The organism is Williamsia sp. Y721 (genome assembly GCF_059683565.1).
Genome location: NZ_JCASNH010000001.1, coordinates 55,195 through 71,266, shown reverse-complemented (window position 1 = coordinate 71,266; position 16,072 = coordinate 55,195). Strand labels below are relative to the sequence as shown.

General features: G+C 62.9%; 14 protein-coding genes. 8 read left to right on the top strand and 6 right to left on the bottom strand.

Going from position 1 to position 16,072, the window contains the following annotated elements:
- Position 1 precedes the first annotated feature (1 nt).
- Positions 2–2,080, bottom strand: coding sequence for a hydantoinase/oxoprolinase family protein (locus tag AC56PL_RS00300; RefSeq protein WP_495514452.1), 2,079 nt, complete (start codon positions 2,078–2,080; stop codon positions 2–4).
- Positions 2,081–2,356: 276 nt separating this feature from the next.
- On the opposite strand from AC56PL_RS00300, the gene AC56PL_RS00295 reads away from it, so the two are divergent.
- From AC56PL_RS00295 to AC56PL_RS00275, 5 genes are read left to right on the top strand one after another with little or no spacing between them, the layout of a single operon-like run.
- On the top strand, positions 2,357–2,914 hold the full coding sequence (locus tag AC56PL_RS00295) for a MaoC/PaaZ C-terminal domain-containing protein (RefSeq protein WP_495514451.1): 558 nt from the start codon (positions 2,357–2,359) through the stop codon (positions 2,912–2,914).
- Positions 2,911–4,128: a CoA transferase gene (locus tag AC56PL_RS00290; protein WP_495514450.1), complete on the top strand. Its 1,218-nt coding sequence runs from the start codon at positions 2,911–2,913 to the stop codon at positions 4,126–4,128. The genes AC56PL_RS00295 and AC56PL_RS00290 overlap by 4 nt, the downstream gene beginning before the upstream one ends.
- A complete protein-coding gene (locus tag AC56PL_RS00285) occupies positions 4,125–5,498 on the top strand; it encodes an MmgE/PrpD family protein (protein ID WP_497152698.1) in 1,374 nt (457 codons plus the stop codon). The genes AC56PL_RS00290 and AC56PL_RS00285 overlap by 4 nt, the downstream gene beginning before the upstream one ends.
- A gap of 28 nt (positions 5,499–5,526) precedes the next feature.
- Positions 5,527–6,690 carry an acyl-CoA dehydrogenase family protein gene (locus tag AC56PL_RS00280; RefSeq protein WP_495514448.1) on the top strand — a complete coding sequence of 388 codons (1,164 nt, stop codon included), beginning with the start codon at positions 5,527–5,529 and terminating at the stop codon, positions 6,688–6,690.
- Entirely contained in the window at positions 6,687–7,532 is an 846-nt protein-coding gene (locus AC56PL_RS00275) for an HpcH/HpaI aldolase/citrate lyase family protein (protein ID WP_497152697.1), read from the top strand. Before AC56PL_RS00280 ends, AC56PL_RS00275 begins: the two co-directional genes overlap by 4 nt.
- Before the next feature lie 25 nt (positions 7,533–7,557).
- Here AC56PL_RS00275 and AC56PL_RS00270 read toward each other — a convergent pair whose 3' ends face one another.
- Together AC56PL_RS00270 and AC56PL_RS00265 are read right to left on the bottom strand one after the other, a co-directional pair.
- Positions 7,558–7,944 (bottom strand): PPOX class F420-dependent oxidoreductase, encoded by a 387-nt coding sequence (locus AC56PL_RS00270; protein ID WP_495514446.1) that lies wholly within the window; start codon positions 7,942–7,944, stop codon positions 7,558–7,560.
- A gap of 138 nt (positions 7,945–8,082) precedes the next feature.
- Positions 8,083–9,408 carry an ABC transporter substrate-binding protein gene (locus tag AC56PL_RS00265; RefSeq protein ID WP_497152696.1) on the bottom strand — a complete coding sequence of 442 codons (1,326 nt, stop codon included), beginning with the start codon at positions 9,406–9,408 and terminating at the stop codon, positions 8,083–8,085.
- Positions 9,409–10,008: 600 nt separating this feature from the next.
- Between AC56PL_RS00265 and AC56PL_RS00260 the strand changes: the two genes are divergently transcribed.
- Entirely contained in the window at positions 10,009–10,941 is a 933-nt protein-coding gene (locus AC56PL_RS00260; RefSeq protein ID WP_497153538.1) for an ABC transporter substrate-binding protein, read from the top strand.
- A gap of 22 nt (positions 10,942–10,963) precedes the next feature.
- Here the strand turns inward: AC56PL_RS00260 and AC56PL_RS00255 are convergent, their stop codons facing one another.
- Positions 10,964–11,611, bottom strand: coding sequence for a TetR family transcriptional regulator (locus tag AC56PL_RS00255; RefSeq protein WP_495514444.1), 648 nt, complete (start codon positions 11,609–11,611; stop codon positions 10,964–10,966).
- Positions 11,612–11,767: 156 nt separating this feature from the next.
- Between AC56PL_RS00255 and AC56PL_RS00250 the strand changes: the two genes are divergently transcribed.
- Positions 11,768–13,309, top strand: a complete 1,542-nt coding sequence (locus tag AC56PL_RS00250) for an MFS transporter (protein WP_495514443.1) — start codon at positions 11,768–11,770, stop codon at positions 13,307–13,309.
- Between the two features lie 131 nt (positions 13,310–13,440).
- The gene (locus AC56PL_RS00245) at positions 13,441–14,256 is read left to right on the top strand and encodes a MerR family transcriptional regulator (RefSeq protein WP_495514442.1); all 816 of its coding nucleotides are present in this window, start codon (positions 13,441–13,443) and stop codon (positions 14,254–14,256) included.
- 46 nt (positions 14,257–14,302) lie between these two features.
- Here the strand turns inward: AC56PL_RS00245 and AC56PL_RS00240 are convergent, their stop codons facing one another.
- Together AC56PL_RS00240 and AC56PL_RS00235 are read right to left on the bottom strand one after the other, a co-directional pair.
- Positions 14,303–14,890, bottom strand: coding sequence for an HNH endonuclease signature motif containing protein (locus AC56PL_RS00240; RefSeq protein ID WP_497152695.1), 588 nt, complete (start codon positions 14,888–14,890; stop codon positions 14,303–14,305).
- Positions 14,891–14,899: 9 nt separating this feature from the next.
- Positions 14,900–15,982, bottom strand: coding sequence for a DUF222 domain-containing protein (locus AC56PL_RS00235; RefSeq protein ID WP_497152694.1), 1,083 nt, complete (start codon positions 15,980–15,982; stop codon positions 14,900–14,902).
- Between the last annotated feature and the right edge of the window lie 90 nt (positions 15,983–16,072).

Here is a 16,072-nt window from a genome sequence, read left to right as displayed (position 1 = left end):
GTCAGGAGTTCCTCTCGATGATGATGTGGCCGACGGCGTCGACGGTGGCCCGCTGGCCGATGCCGACGATGGTCGTCGAGTCGAACTGTTGCACGATCGCCGGACCCTCGAACACGTTGCCGGCCTTCAGCAATTCACGTTCGTAGATGGGTGTCTGCACCCATTCCGGGTCGGCGTTTTCCGACTTCCAGAACAGCGCCCTGGTGGTGGTCGCGATCGCGGAACTCGCGTCGGCGTCACCCTTTTCGATCTCGGCGATACGGACGTGCTCGACCGCACCCACGCCGGTCACGCGAATGTTGACCAGCTGAACTGCCTTGTCGTCGAACCGCTGCGAGTAGGTACGTCCGTGCGCCTCGTGGAACGCTTCGGCCGTCGCTTTCACCCACGCCTCGTCGATGTCGCCGTCGGGGGCGTTGACGCGAAGCTCGTAACCCTGTCCGACATAACGGCAGTCGACGCTGCGTTCCAGTGAGATGTCGTCGTCGCTGATGCCATCGGCCTTCAGCTGGGCCACCGCGTCGGTCGCCAGGCGGTTCATCTGGGTGCGGATCAGCTCGAGATCAGGCTCGTCCGAGGACGTCCAGACCGTGGTCGGCACCTCGTAGCGAATGTCGGTGGTCAACAGGCCCACCGCGGAGGTGATTCCGGGGTGGCCGGGGATGATCACGCGGGGGATGCCGAGCTGGTCGGCGATCTGCCATGCGTACAGCGGTCCGGCGCCACCTTCGGCGATCAGCGAGAAGTCCCGTGGGTCATAGCCTTTGCGCACCGAGTGCAGGCTGATGGCCTCGGTCATCGAATGCGCCAGGATCTTGAAGATGCCCATCGCGGCGTGTTCGACGTCGGAGCCGAGCTTGTCGGCGATATGCGTCTTGACCGCTTCGGTGGCCAGCTCCGGCTTGACCTCCATGGTCCCGGACAGGAAGCTGTCCTCGCGCAGCCAGCCCATGACGACCATCGCGTCGGTGGACGTGGGCTCGGTGCCGCCACGGTTGTAGCAGGCGGGCCCGGGCACGGCGCCTGCGCTGCGGGGGCCGACCCGGAACATGCCGCCCTCGTCGATGGTGGCGATCGATCCGCCGCCTGCTCCGATGGTGTCGACCTCGGCCATCGGGACCATCGCGTGGTAGTCACCGACCTGGGTGTCGAGCAGGTGCTTCATGCGCAGCTTGCCGTCGGGTGCGACGCCGATGTCGGCGGAGGTGCCACCGACGTCGAGGGTGATGACGCTCGGGAAGCCGGAGGCCTTGCCGATCGCGCAACCGCCGAGAAGTCCGGCGATGACGCCGCTGGTCAGCAGCGACACCGGGATGTCACTGGCACTCCGCGACGTGACCAGGCCTCCCGCCGACGTCATCAGGTGCACGTCTTCGCCCACCTGTGCGGCCTTCGCCTTGGCGGCGAGATTCGCGATGTAGGTCGAGGTCTTGGGACCCACAAATGCGTTGAGTGCGGTGGTGGAGAACCGCTCGTATTCGCGGTACTGCGAGGCGACCTCACTCGAGAGCGAGATGAACACTCCCGGGTACTCCTCGGTGATGATCTCCTTGACGCGCTGCTCGTGCACCGGGTTGCGGTACGCGTGCAGGAATGCGACCGCGATCGCCTCGACACCGCGTTCGCGCAGGAGCTGCACCTCGCGGCGGACGGCGTCCTCGTCGAGCGGCGTCAGGATGTTGCCTGCGGCGTCGATCCGCTCGGCAACCGTGCGCCGGTTGCGGCGCGGCACGAGCTGCCACTTCTGCCACGGCAGATCCTGGTAGTTCGAGTAGTTCAGGGGCCGCTTCTTGCGGGCGATGTGCAGGATGTCCCGGAAGCCGTCGGTGGTGATCATGCCGACGTCACTGCCGTTGTGCTCGAGAACGATATTGGTCGCCACGGTGGTGCCGTGAAAGAACATCTCGATGTCGGACGGGACGAGCCCCGCGCGCTTGGCGAGCACCTCGATACCGTCCATGGTCCCGATCGAGGGATCGTGGTTGGTCGACGGCGTCTTGTGCACGGTGACGTTTCCGTCGTCGTCCCACAGCACGAGGTCGGTGAACGTGCCACCGACATCCACTCCAATACGTTTCATGGAAATCCATTCTCTCAACTGCTGTCACCGACCACGCCGGGGCTGGATTCGGTCTCGTCTCACATTGCGAACAAGAGTCCGAAACCGAAGCCACTGTGACCTCGGCCATGCCGGTCTCTGGTCCACATCCTGCAATACCTCGGAACTTTTCGCCAGTGTCGACGCCAAATTCGTCGGAAATTGCCAGGATCTCCACCTTGACGGCCACATACCTCTGATGTTTAGCTCGGTACGGCGGACCGCGCTCGGTCCCATGCCCGCAAATGAGGAGGCAACGTGACGGTCCATCCCGCAACCCTGGGTCGATTCTTCGAGGATTACGAGATCGGGGACGTGTACCAGCACCCACTCGGGCGAACGATCACCGAGACCGACAACGCATGGATCACCTGCCTGTCGATGAACACGAACCAGAACCACTTCAACAGCCACCTGGCTGCACAGAATCCGATCACCGGCGGCCAGATCATCGTCAACTCCGGATTGACCATCGCCGTGGTGCTCGGATTGTCGGTCATCGACATGAGCCAGAACGCCGTGGCCAACATGGAGTTCACCGACGTCAAACTCCAGCATCCGGTGTACGTCGGCGACACCCTGTACGCGGAATCCGTCTGCACCGGCCTGCACAAATCGAAGAGCCGCCCGTACGCCGGCGTTGTCTCGATGATCACCCGCGGTGTGAACCAGGACGGCAAGATCATCATCAGTTGGAAACGCTCGGTCATGGTTGCCACCCGCGAGAGCGGCATCGGGCAGAACTACTTCCCCGAGGTCGAAGGGGAATCGTTGACCTCACTCGCCGAAGCAGTGAAGAACGAGGGAACTCAGTGAAACCACTCGAAGACGTCCGCATCATCTCGCTCGAGCAGTACGGCGCGGGTCCGTTCGGCAGTGTCCACCTGGCCGACATGGGCGCCGACATCGTCAAGATCGAGGACCCGAACGTCGGCGGCGATGTCGGCCGTTACGTCCCGCCGTACAACAAGGGCGAGGACTCGCTGTTCTTCGAGACCTTCAACCGCAACAAGCGCAGCATCTCGCTCGACCTGTCGACCGATGCCGGCCGAGCGGTCTTCGAAGACCTCGTGCGCACCAGCGATGCGGTCTACTCGAACCTGCGCGGCGACGTCCCGGCCAAGTTGCGGATCCGCTACGAGGACCTCAAACACCTCAACCCGGCCATCGTCTGCTGCAGCCTGACCGGCTTCGGCATGACCGGCCCCCGCGCCAACGAACCCGGCTACGACTACATCCTGCAAGGCCTCGCCGGCTGGATGAGCCTGACCGGCGACCCCGACGGCCCACCCACCAAATCCGGGCTCTCCCTTGTCGACTTCTGCGGCGGATACATCGCCGCGCTCAGCCTGATGGTCGGGTTGCACGCCGCCCGCCGCGACGGCGTCGGCGGCGACTGCGATCTCTCGCTCTACGACACCGCGATCTCGATGCTCACCTATCCCGCCACGTGGCATCTGAACGCCGGCTACGAGCCGGCCCGCACCAAGAACTCCGCGCACCCATCGCTAGTGCCATTCCAGGCATTCGAGGCCTCCGACGGCTGGCTCGTCGTTGGCTGCGCCAAGGAGAAGTTCTGGACCCGGCTCATCGAGGCCATCGACCTACCCGAACTCGGCGCCGACCCGCGGTTCGAATCCTTCACCACCCGAGGCGAATTCAAAGACGATCTGCTGCCCGTCCTCGAGAAGCGCTTTGCCGAGAACACCGTGGACCACTGGCTCTCGCTGCTCACACCCGCCGGCGTGCCCAGCGGACCGATCAACGATGTCGCCCAGGCCCTACGGGAACCGCACACCATCGCGCGTGGACTCATCGCGAAAACCGAACATCCGGTCTGGGGTGAGATCGAGCAGGTTGTCTCACCGGTTCGGTTCGGAACCGACGAGATCCAGCATCGCCGGGCGCCGCTGCGTGGTGAGCATTCCGCCGACGTCCTCGCCGAGCTCCCCGGTTACACCCCCGAACGCATCGCCGAACTGGGCAAGGCGGGTGCTTTCGGCCCGGACACCGAGATCGCATCGCGATGATCGGCCAACAACTGGCCGATTGGGCTGCCGGCCTCGGGCACTCCGACATACCCGTCGAGGTTCGGCACGAGGCCGCCAGGCATCTGATGGACGGGGTCGGAAATGGCATCGCCGCAAGGAAATTCGGCGACGGTGACGCCGGCCTGACCGTCGCCCGAGAACTCGGCGGACCGCCGCAGGCGCATCCACTCGGAGACCGGACCGCGATCTCCGCGCCTGCGGCCGCGTTCGCAGGCGGAGTCCTGATGCACGCCTTGGATTTCGACGACACCCACGCCGGAGCACTTGTCCATCCCACAGTGGTGGTCGCCCCAACCGCCCTGGCCGTTGGAGAACAACTCTCCTCCTCTGGCACCGAGGTACTCACCGCAGTGACGGTGGGACTCGAGCTCGCCTGCCGAATCGGTGCGGCGGCGCCACATGCGTTCCATGCCAGAGGTCTACACGCCACCGGCATGGTCGGACCGCTGGCCTCGGCTGTCACGGCCGCTCGGCTACATGTGTTCTCCGGGGCCAGAACAGCCGACGCCCTCGGGATCGCCGGCTCGTCGGCCAGTGGTCTTCTGGAGTTCCTCGAAACCGGTGACAACACCAAGATCGTGCACCCGGGCTCGGCCAATCTCAATGGCATCTTGGCAGCCCGGTTGGCGGCACAGGGTGTCACCGGACCGGCTTCGGTACTCGAAGGTCCGCGTGGCCTCTTCGCGGCACTGGCCGGCCGGGCGCCGGACACCGACGCACTCATCGGCGACCTGGGTGTCATCTGGCAGGCAGGCAACATCGGGATCAAGCCCTACCCGAGTTGCCAATTGATGCACGTCTCCCTCGACGCGGTGACCGCCGCACTCGGCGACCGACCCGTCGATCCCGGTTCCATCGAGTCGATTGTCCTGCACGTCCATCCCGACAGCGTCCCCATCGTCTGCCCACCCGAGGCCGGGAAGCGTTCACCCCGAACGATTTACGACGCGAAGTTCGACCTTCTGTGGAGCGCTGCGTCCCTGATCCACGACGGCAGCGTCACCCTCTACTCGTATTCTGATGCCGCGATCCGCCGAGCAGAGGTACTCCAGACCGCCGCGAAAGTGGTTGTCCGGACCACCTCTGCCACCGGTCCGGCCGCCGACGCACCGGGCCACGCCGAAATTCATCTCACCGACGGCACCACGCTCATCGGTGACGTAGTCGGCAGTCGCGGCACCACGGCAGTTCCGATCTCCGACGCCGACCTCATCGCGAAGTTCGTCCAGAACTGCGGCAATCACTCGGCCGCAACCGAACTGGCCGAGTTCCTGCTTCACCTCGACGACGCACCGTCATTGCACACCCTGACAACGCTGGCCGCCGACATCGTCACCGATCTCGGCTGACCACAACTTCTTTCAGACCAGGAGCACCATGGACTTCACCTTCACCCAGGAACAGAACGACTTCCGGGCCGCATTGCGTCAGCTTGTCGACAAGGAGATCGCACCGGTCGCCAACGAGTGGGAGCGCTCCGGCCGCTACCCCACCGAAATCGTCGAACACCTCAAAGCCATGGGACTTTTCGGGATCACCACCCCCGAGGAGTACGGCGGCCTGGCCCTGGACATGGTCTCGTTCACACTGGTCTACGAAGAGATCGCCCGCGGCTGGATGGGTATCGCAGGCATCCTCGGCAGCCATAACCTGTCGTGCTGGATGATCGCCAAACACGGCACCGAAGCGCAGAAGCAACAGTGGCTACCGAAGCTCGCCTCCGGTGAATGCCGCACCGGCATCGGCCTGACCGAGCCCGGTGCAGGCACCGACCTGCAGGGCATCACCACCACCGCAACCAAAGACGGTGACCACTACGTCGTGCGCGGAATGAAGACCTGGATCACCAACGCCCGCCATGCCGACGTGTTGCCGGTCCTGGTGAAAACCGATCCGTCCACCACGCCCGCGCACAAGGGGATGAGCCTGCTGCTCATCGACACCACGTCCAAAGGCTTTGAAGTCCAACGTGATATGGGCAAGCTCGGGTACAAGGGCACCGAGTCGTGCGAGATCCTGCTCGACAACGTCCGGGTCCCCGAAGATGCCCTCCTCGGCGGGGTCGAGGGTCGCGGCCTGCAGCAGGCACTGTCCGGCCTGGAGATCGGCCGCCTCAACATCGCCGGACGCAGCGTCGGCATCGCGCAGGCCTCCTACGACGCCGCGCTCACCTACGCCCGCGAACGCACCGCATTCGGTAAGCCGATCGCCGACTTCCAGGCCATCCAGCTCAAACTCGCCGACATCGCCACCCAGCTCCAGGCCGCGCGCCTGATGACCTACTGGGCCGCATCCAAAGCCGACTCCGGAGCGCGGATCGACATGGAGGCCGGCATGGCCAAGTACTTCGCCTCCGAAACCGCCATCACCGCCAGCCTCGAAGCGATGCGCGTCCACGGCGGCTACGGCTACTCCACCGAATTCAACGTCGAACGCTACTACCGCGACGCCCCGCTGATGTCGATCGGTGAGGGCACCAACGACATCATGCGTACCGTCATCGCCAAGGCACTCGTCGCAGGCCACGGATCCATCGGATGACCACAACCGCACGGTCGTATCTCTACGTTCCGGGCAACAGACCCGACAGGTTCGACAAAGCACTGGGATCCGGCGCCGACGCGATAGTCCTCGATCTCGAAGATGCAGTCGCAGCGGCCGACAAGCAGCAGGCTTCGGAAGAGGTCGAGCGCTGGCTGTCCGGTGTCGAGTCCCATCCCCGCCCGATCTGGATCCGCGTCAATGCCGGGGACCGTCAGGCCGACGACGTCGCGATGGCAGTCCGAGCAGGTGCAGACGGCGTCTTCGTGCCGAAATGTGACGAGGTGCAGGCCCTGGTCCTGCTGGACTATGACCTGGTCCGGTTGGAAAACGAATACAAGCGGATGCCGCTGGCGGTGTCTCCCCTGTTGGAGACCGCTCAGGGCGTTCTCGATGCTCCGGCCATCGCGGCTGCACCGCGGGTGGCGTTCCTGCAGATCGGTGAGGTCGATCTGGCCGCTGACCTGGATCTGGAACCCAGCCCGACCGGCGAGGAACTGCTGTGGGCGCGATCGCGGGTTGTGGTGGCGTCGGTGGCGGCGCAGATCTCGTCACCGCTCGGGGCGGCGTCCCCGAACATCCGGGATACCGACGCGTTTGCCGACGAGACCCGTCGGCTACGCCGGCTCGGATTCTTCGGGCGCGCCTGCATCCATCCCACACAGATCGCGACCGTTCACACCGTGAACACCCCGTCGCAGCGCGACGTCGATGCGGCGGCCGCGATCGTGCAGACATTGGAGACTGCCGACAGTGGTGTCGCAACAGATGCCAACGGGAACCTGATCGACGAGGCTGTCGCACGGTCGGCTCGGCGAGTTCTCGAACGGGCCTCGAACTGACCGATGTGATCTGACCCGGGGGCCTTCAGCGCTCAGCAGTGATCGACAGACCTACGGTCCCACCCTTACCACGTCGTAGCAGGCTGGCCTTCACGGTGATCCAGCCGAGGATCCCGTATTTCTTGATCACGACTTTGCGGACCCGGTCGGTACCGGCCTCGTCCAGGACCGTGCCGGTGCCGCGGACCGGTTCACCGAAAGTCTTTTTGCCGCGAGCGTCGCAGGCCTGCACGATCACCGCAGGATTGCGGCGTAGCCGTTTGACCTTCCAGGAGTCGGTGGCGGTCCACATCAACAACTCGTCGCCGTCGAGCGCGGCCCAGATGGGTGTGGCCACCGGAGTGCCGTCTTTGCGAAACGTGGTCAGTTGCACGTACTTTGCGGTACCTGCCTGCCCGAATGGTGCAGTCATGTGAACCTTCCTGATCAGCCGATGCCACCGATGCTACGCACCATTGCTTTCGCAGAAGATGTCGGTGAGGGCCATGGCCCTCACCGACATCCCGAACTCGTCATCCGTTCGCCTGCGGCCACCCCGCAGGCGCAGGTGTCAACTCATCCAGATATCCTCGGGCAGAGGCGATCCCAGGGTGTAGAGATCGACGCCGTTTACGTTTTCACCGTAGATGACCGAGGGTACCGCCTGCGCGTACCAGATCCCGGGCACTATCGCCACTAAACGCTCCTGCACGATGTCATATGCGGCCTTGCGCTCGGAATCAGACTCGGCGATTCGGCCGGCGTCGAGTGCCTTGTCGAGCTCAGGATCGTCGGTGCCCACAAAGTTGCCCGGTGACTTGGAGTGAAAAGCAGTCCAGAGTGGGAAATCGGGATCCTGGATGATCGCAGAGGTGACGATCATTTCGAAATCACGTTGCCCCGCACGTGCGGTGAGGGTCGCGAAGTCGAGTACTTCGACCTTGACGTCAACATTCTTGTACGTGCTCAGCTGTGCCTGCAATCCTTCGGCGAGCACCCGGGTCTCAGGAACCGGATAGGACAGGAATGTGAACGAGACCGGCTTACCCTCGGCGGCCAGCTCGTCGAACAACTTCTGAGCCTCTGCCTTGTTCGAGTCCTGAAGCGCGATATCGGCGAAGAAGGGGGATTCTTCCGCGAACAGGGTCTGCGGGACCACACCTTCGCCGTTGAAGACGACGGTGTTCAATCCGTCTGTGTCCATGGCCAACTGGACGGCGCGGCGGGCCCGCACGTCGTCGAACGGGGCGCTCCGCTGATTCATTCCGATGAGTTGCCCACCACCGGTCGGCACGATCTCGGACCGGAAGCCTGCCGCTTCCGCCTTGTTGATGCTGGCCATGCTCGACTCCGAGGACAGCTCTGCCCCACCGGTCATGATGGCATTGAGTCGCTGGTTGCTATCCGCCACCGTCTTGATGGTGAGATTGTCCAGGTACGGTTTGGGCGCATCCCAGAACTCCGGATTCTTTTCCAATTCGATCGCATCTTGGCGAGTCCATTTGGTCAGCGTGAACGGACCGGCGCCGACCGGACTGTCATCAAAGGCCGCCGGTCCTTTTTGCAGGGCGGTGGGAGAAGCAATCCAATTGAGTGCGCCGGCCACCAGGGACTGAGCAAACTGTTGGTTCGGTGCGACCAGGGTGACTTTCAGGGTGGTCGGATCTATCACCTCGTTGTTGGCGACTTGCGTTGCCTGCCGGATCGATGTCGAGCCAAGAGCCGGGTCGCGCAGCCGATCCCAGTTGAACTTGACCGCCTCGGCGTCCAGGGGGGTGCCATCGGTGAACGTCAGTCCGGGTTGCAACGACAGCGTGAATGTGGCGCCATTGTCGGTGGAGGAGAAATCGGTGGCCATCTTGTATTCGATCTCAAGCGTCTCAATATTGTTGATCATCAACGTCCCGTAAAGGGCATTGCCCAATACCGGTTGATGGGCATAGGTATTCGACAATGCCCCCGGATCAAGAGACCGTGGCTCACCGACCTGCAATACCCTCGCCGTTCCGCCGGATACCGGATCCCCTACTTCTTCCCGGGCACCCGTTCCCGCGGTGCTACCGCTTTCACCGCCGCAAGCGGCGACGAACAGGAACAGGGCAACAGACAATATTGCTGTGGCAACTCTTCGAAAATGCCTGTGCGCAGACATGGTTGACCTCTCAGGTTGATAGGAGATCGAGGCGACAACCCTCGGGTGCGTCAAACTGGCGTCGGCGGAAGCAGAGAAGGCGTGATATCGCAGATCTGCGAACACCCCCGAGCGCGCCCCGACGCCGTGTCGGTGATGTAGGTCACAAGAATAACCATACGATGCGGTCAAGTTAATGTCCAGATCCCCGACCAACCGATCGAGGCGGCCAGAAAAAGACCCTGCCGGACCTTGATCTCCCAAAGTCCACTCGTTAGGCTCGCCTAACCGCACAGCGGGACTGGTGGAGGGGTGGAAATGGGTCGGATCTCACGTCGAGTTCAAATCATCGGCGGCGTGGCAACAATGGCATCACTGATTCTCGTGGGCTGCAGTTCCCCCGACGAGGAGAACTCCAGCAACGGAAGCTTCGAGTCGATCACCATCGAACACCAATACGGTTCCACCACAATCGATACCGAGCCGCAGGTTGTGGTGACCATGGCCGGCGCCTGGACCGATGCACTGGTCGCGATGGACATTCCGATCGCTGCGGAGTACGTGATGGAGGGTTACGCGGGCGAGAACAACCTATTCGAGTGGACCCCGGAACACGAGTCGGAAATCGTCGCCTTCACCGGCACCGAATCAGTCACCGTGCCACAGCTCGCCGCCTTCGAACCCGACCTCATTCTGGCCGGATACATCGGTAGCGAAGAAGAATACGAACGGCTCAGCCAGGTGGCCCCCACCATCCCCGTGATGGCCACCGATTCCATCATGGATTCGTGGCAAGACGTCACCCTGACGACGGGCAATATCTTCGGCAAGCAGGATCAGGCGCAGACGATGGTCGACGACGTCGAAGCCCAGGTCGCTGCGTTCAAGACGGAATACCCTGACGCGCAAGGAAAGACCTTCTCGTTTGGCCAGTTGTCCCCCGACGCGCAGATCGGCCTGATCGCCGACGAGAACGATCCGACATCCCAACTTCTCGCATCCATGGGGTTTGTTCTCGACTCGAAGATCAAGGAAGTGGCCGCGGGCCAGAGCCGCGTCCTCGTCTCACCGGAACGCACCGATCTCCTCGACTCGGACCTGCTGATCCTCTGGCCACTGGACAGCGGCCCCGAGGCATTCAACGCTCTTCCGGGCTGGGCGGATCGCACGGCAGTGCAAAGCGGCGCAACGATATTCGTGGACAACAACAACTCGTCCGCCCTGGCCAACCCGACCATCTTGTCGGTGCCCTACGCACTGGACCTCATCGGACCGGCGGCAGCGAAGATCCCCGCCTAGACTCGTTCAGAGTGGCTGGGGCTCAGACGTTTCTGGCAACTTCGCGAAATGTCTCGTACGTGGCCTTGAGTGTTTCCGCGGCAACCGCCGAGTCGGCAATCCCGCCGGTCCGTCCGCATCGCCAGGTGTCGAGCGAGATGTGCATGAGCGACATGAACACCGACACGATGACCCGTACCCGCGGATTGTCGGTGTCGGTGTCCATTCGCTGAGCAACCGTGTCGGTGATGCTGCGGAACTTCTTGTCACCGAGTTCGATACTCCGGGCATTCACCGAGGGCGCGTCCTGGATGATCCGGTTCATCGTCTCGAATCGGGTGAGGTCTACGGCGCCGACCGGACACTGCCCACCGAGGATCTGCACCTGCGCGTCGACCAACGCCTTGATCTCATTCCCCGTTCGGGGCTGGGCGTCCAGCGAGGCGGCCATCGCCACGATCATGTCTTCGATCGGCGCGAGCACCACATCTTCTTTGGTGGCGAAATAGCGGTTAAAGGTGCGCGGCGAGATGTCGGCCGCATCCGAGATCTGATCGACTGTGGTCGCCTCGAAGCCCTGCTGGTCGCATAGTTCAAGCGCCGCAGCGATCAGTCGATCGCGCGTCTGCAGCTTCTTCCGTTCCCGAAGACCGGCCTTGACCTGGCCCGTTCGGGGTTCCGCGAGTGTCACGTCCACATGATAACCCCGCACAGGGGGATTTTCGCAGACCCTGCCCTTTGACGGTGTCCGAATATTGTCGCTTGACGACTTCTGTCTGAGCCTGCCATTATTGGTCCTGCGTTGCTTTACATGCCGATTCGTCAGCCCTCTAGATTTGAGGATCTCGTGGCTTCATCCGACACCGCCATCTCCAAAGAACTCTCCGACCCCACAACAACCACCCCGACCGCCGACCCGCGCCGCTGGTTGGCACTGGTGATCATCGCACTGGCACAGCTCATGGTGGTGCTCGACGCCAGCATCGTGACCATCGCATTACCTTATGCCCAAGCCGATTTGGACATTTCGGACGCCAATCGCCAGTGGGCCCTGACGGCCTACACACTGATGTTCGGTGGCCTGCTTCTCCTCGGCGGCCGGATGGCCGACTACCTGGGCCGCCGCCGAATGTTCCTGATCGGCCTCGCCGGATTCGCCGCATCCTCGGCCATGGCCGGATTTGCCTGGGACGCGATGTCGTTCTTCGCCGGGCGCGCCCTCCAAGGCGTGTTCGCGGCGATCCTCGCACCGGCAGCCCTGTCCCTGATCACCGTCACCTTCATCGAACAGAAGGAACGCGCCCGCGCCTTCGCCGTGTATGCAGCCGTCTCCGGAGGTGGAGCAGCCATCGGCCTCATCGCCGGTGGTGCACTGACCGAGTACCTGTCGTGGCGCTGGACCCTGCTGATCAACACCCCGATCGCCATCATCGCCGCCATCGGTGGGGTGCTGTTGGTGATCCGCGACCGGCCATCCAAACGGACCGGCGGATATGACCTGCCCGGCGCTGTCACCGTGACCCTCGGCCTGATCAGTCTGGTGTACGGATTCACCAAGGCCGCCGAATCCGGTTGGGGCGCGACGTCGACCGTCCTGCTGTTTGTCGCTGCCGCAGTATTGCTGGCCGCATTCGTGACGATCGAGGTCCGCACCCCCAATCCGCTCCTGCCGCTGCATATTCCCGGTGAGATCAGCCGTGGCGGCGCCTATCTGGTCGCCTTCATCACCCCGACGGCCATGTTCGCCATGTTCCTGTTCCTCAGTTATTACTTCCAGAACACCCTTGGCCATCCTCCGTTGTGGGCCGGGGTCCTGTTCCTGCCGTTCCCGATCACCGTCATCATCTCAGCCGGCTTCACCAGCTCACTGCTGCCCCGATTCGGACCCCGTCCGCTGCTGATGTTCGGCACGGCACTCGGCGCAACAGGCTTTCTCCTTCTGGCACAGTTGGATTCGAACTCGAGCTGGGTGGCGCACGTATTGCCCAGCGAGATCCTCATCGCCTTCGGCATGGGCCTGGTGTTCGTCGCGTCCCAGTCGACGGCACTACATCGGATCAAGGAAGCTGATTCCGGCGTGGCCAGCGCCCTGCTGAACACCTCCCAGCAGGTGGGTGGATCGGTCGGTGTTGCACTTTTGAGCACGATTGTGGCGCAAGCCTTCTCCGGGCAGAGCGGTTCGGCCATGACTCAGGATCCGGCAACCGGAGCACCGGTCCCGGTCGATCCGGCTGCCTTCACGGAAGCCAATATCTACAGCTACGACGTGGCGTTCTACTGGGGCGCCGGATTCATGGTCCTGGCGTTCCTGGTTTCGACCTTCATGATCCGAATGGGTCGTCACTCTCTGAGTGATGAACCGCAGAACGCGGCGGTTGTCGCGGCCTGAGAACCTTCCCTGCCGAGAACCGGGTCGCAGCCTTCGGGCGCGGCCCGGTTTTCTCTCTTCTCAGCTGTGCGCACCCGGTAAGTTCAGTCCTTGACCCTCACACAGTGTCAGGCTGCAACGTGGAGACCGCCATGAACACCATCGGAGATTTTGCCAAGCTCGGCCGGGTATCGGTCCGAATGTTGCGGCACTACGACTCGATCGGGCTGCTCACACCGTCGCGCACCGACCCGCACAGCGGTTACCGGTTCTACGAGGTGAACCAGCTCGAACGGCTCAACCGCATTGTCGCGCTGAAGGATCTGGGCCTGCGTCTCGACGAGGTGCGCCAGATCGTCGACGACGAGCTCACCGGTTCAGACCTGCGCGCGATGTTCCGGCTGCGCCAGGTGGAACTCGAGTCGCAGATCCGCCACGACCAGCATCGCCTCGCCCGGGTGGAAGCCAGACTCCGACTCATCGAAGGAGAAGAAGGCATGTCTGCATCCATCATCACCACCAAAACCGTTGCACCGACAAAGAATGTGGGGTTGCGCGCGTTGGCCGCCAGCACCACCAACGAAGACATCGGACCGACCATTCGCCAGCTGTACCCGCGCATCATCGAAGCACTTCATGCCGCGCGCGAGACTCCCGTGGGCCCCAGCCTGGCGTACTACTCGCCCGCCCCCGAGGAATCCGAGGACGCGGTGTGGATCCATGCCACCTTCCCCGTACTGTCCGGATCGGTACCAGGCCTCGACACCTTCGAGATCCCGGGTGGCGAGGTCGCCTCGCTGATCCACCACGGAACGATGGACTCGATCGACTCTGCGTACCAGACCCTCAACCGCTGGGTCACCGATCAGGGGTTCACCCTCACCGGGCAAGGCCGGGAAACCTATCTGGAAATGGCAGACAAGGAATCCGATTGGGTCACCGAAGTCCAGGTCGACTTCGTCCGCTGATTCGCACATTCCGAACGCACCCCTTGGGTTTCGGGCCCGACCAGCCTCATTCCGGTTGGTCGGGCCCGGGTTCGGTTTCTTCGTCTGACTCATGCGGCCGGGACGGCGGCGACACTCCACATTCGCGTTTTCGTTGTTCGAGTTGCTCGTGACGGCGGGATCGCATCAACTCCCGCGCCTCGGCGAGGGCCTCGTCAGGGTGATGGGCGCGATTGACCAGTGGTCTGCGTTCCGGATCGATGAATACCGGCGGAATCCACGCACACCGACCCGCATCCGGCCCTTCGGTGAGCATCACCGTCTGCCATTGATTGATCCCCGGGCCGATCAGCTTGTGATGCTGTGGACACGCCGGAGCCTCGTTGACGATATCCGTGAACCCGCCGAGCACCCATTCCCGAATGTGATGGGCTTCGGCCCACATCGCCGGATTCGAACATCCCGGAGTCGAGCAACCGCGATGAGCCGCAAACATCGCCAACCGCTGAGACTCGCTCGCCAACCGGCGTGCCCGCCCGAAGTACAGGATCTCGTTCGAGTGATTTTCGAAGATCGCCAACGATTTGTCGCTGCGCACAGCGAGTTCCACTGCATCACCGATGGGGAGAATCGTTCCGGTCGCCGTATACGCCACACCTGATCCCTACGGCCGCACCGGATTCCGGCTGCCACATGGCACCATCTCGACCTCGACCTCGACCTCGACCTCGACCTCGACCTCGACCTCGACCTCGACCTCGACAATGTCATCGTTGTAGTCGTCGCTGTCAATGACCACTTCTGCACCAGATGAGGGTCGCACCGATTCGTCGAGCTGATCTTTGGTCATCGAGATGATCACCTGCACCGGCAGACCACGGTGCGATTTGCCCAGTTGCCCGGACTCGATCAAATACAACAACGCGGCCTTCAGCGCATCGTGATTGCGCTGCGCCTGACTACGAATGTCGTTGTCAGCAGCGGCCTGCAGGATGTCTTTGTCCAGTGCCGGGTCATCTACCGCACCCGACGGGGACAGCGGGTCACCAGGATTGTTCATCCCTTTCGCGGCCCAGACCGTCAACATCACGTCGAGCAATGCGCGCGTCACCGGGTCCAGATGGCCCGTGATCTTCGACATCAAGTTTGTGGACTGCTTACCCAGACTCAGACCGCGATGGCGGGCGCGGTCCGCGTCGTCGGTCAACGTGCCGTCGGGATCGAGATACTCGACAATCCGCTCACCGATCCGCTCCACTTCTGTCGGGGTGTACCGCTGGCACAACTGCGCCATCGCGGCCTCGGTATTCTCCCGCTTTTCCGCATCGACCTTCGCGGGGATCTTGGCCATCACGTCCATGACGATCGCAGCATGATCGAGATCGATCGCACCGTCCCGTAACGCCGCCGCCGTCTCCGGATACCGCGGCTCGATGACCTCGCCACTGGGTGTCACCGATGCTGTCAGAGCGTCCATTGCCTCCAACCGTTTACGGGCCGCCCCGGGCCGCAGCCGCAACAGTTGTTTGAGCATCGCTACCGGTGAGCCGAAACCTGCTTTCGAAAATGCGCGTCGCACAGTCACTTCGCGCAATACCGGCAAACCAGCGGCCTGCAGCCGTCGCGTCGAGGTTTCGATGCGCTGGAGCACCCGCACACAGTCCTCATCAGACAACGGCGTCAAATCCATTGTGGCGATGCGCTCAACAGCAGCATCAAGCTCGAGCAACGCAGCATTCGTGGGCATGTCGATAGCGAACTGATCTGACACCCCGGACCCCCCAGCCCCTGTGAAACGAATACGAACAGACGTAGTGATTTCTTGGAATCGGAATCC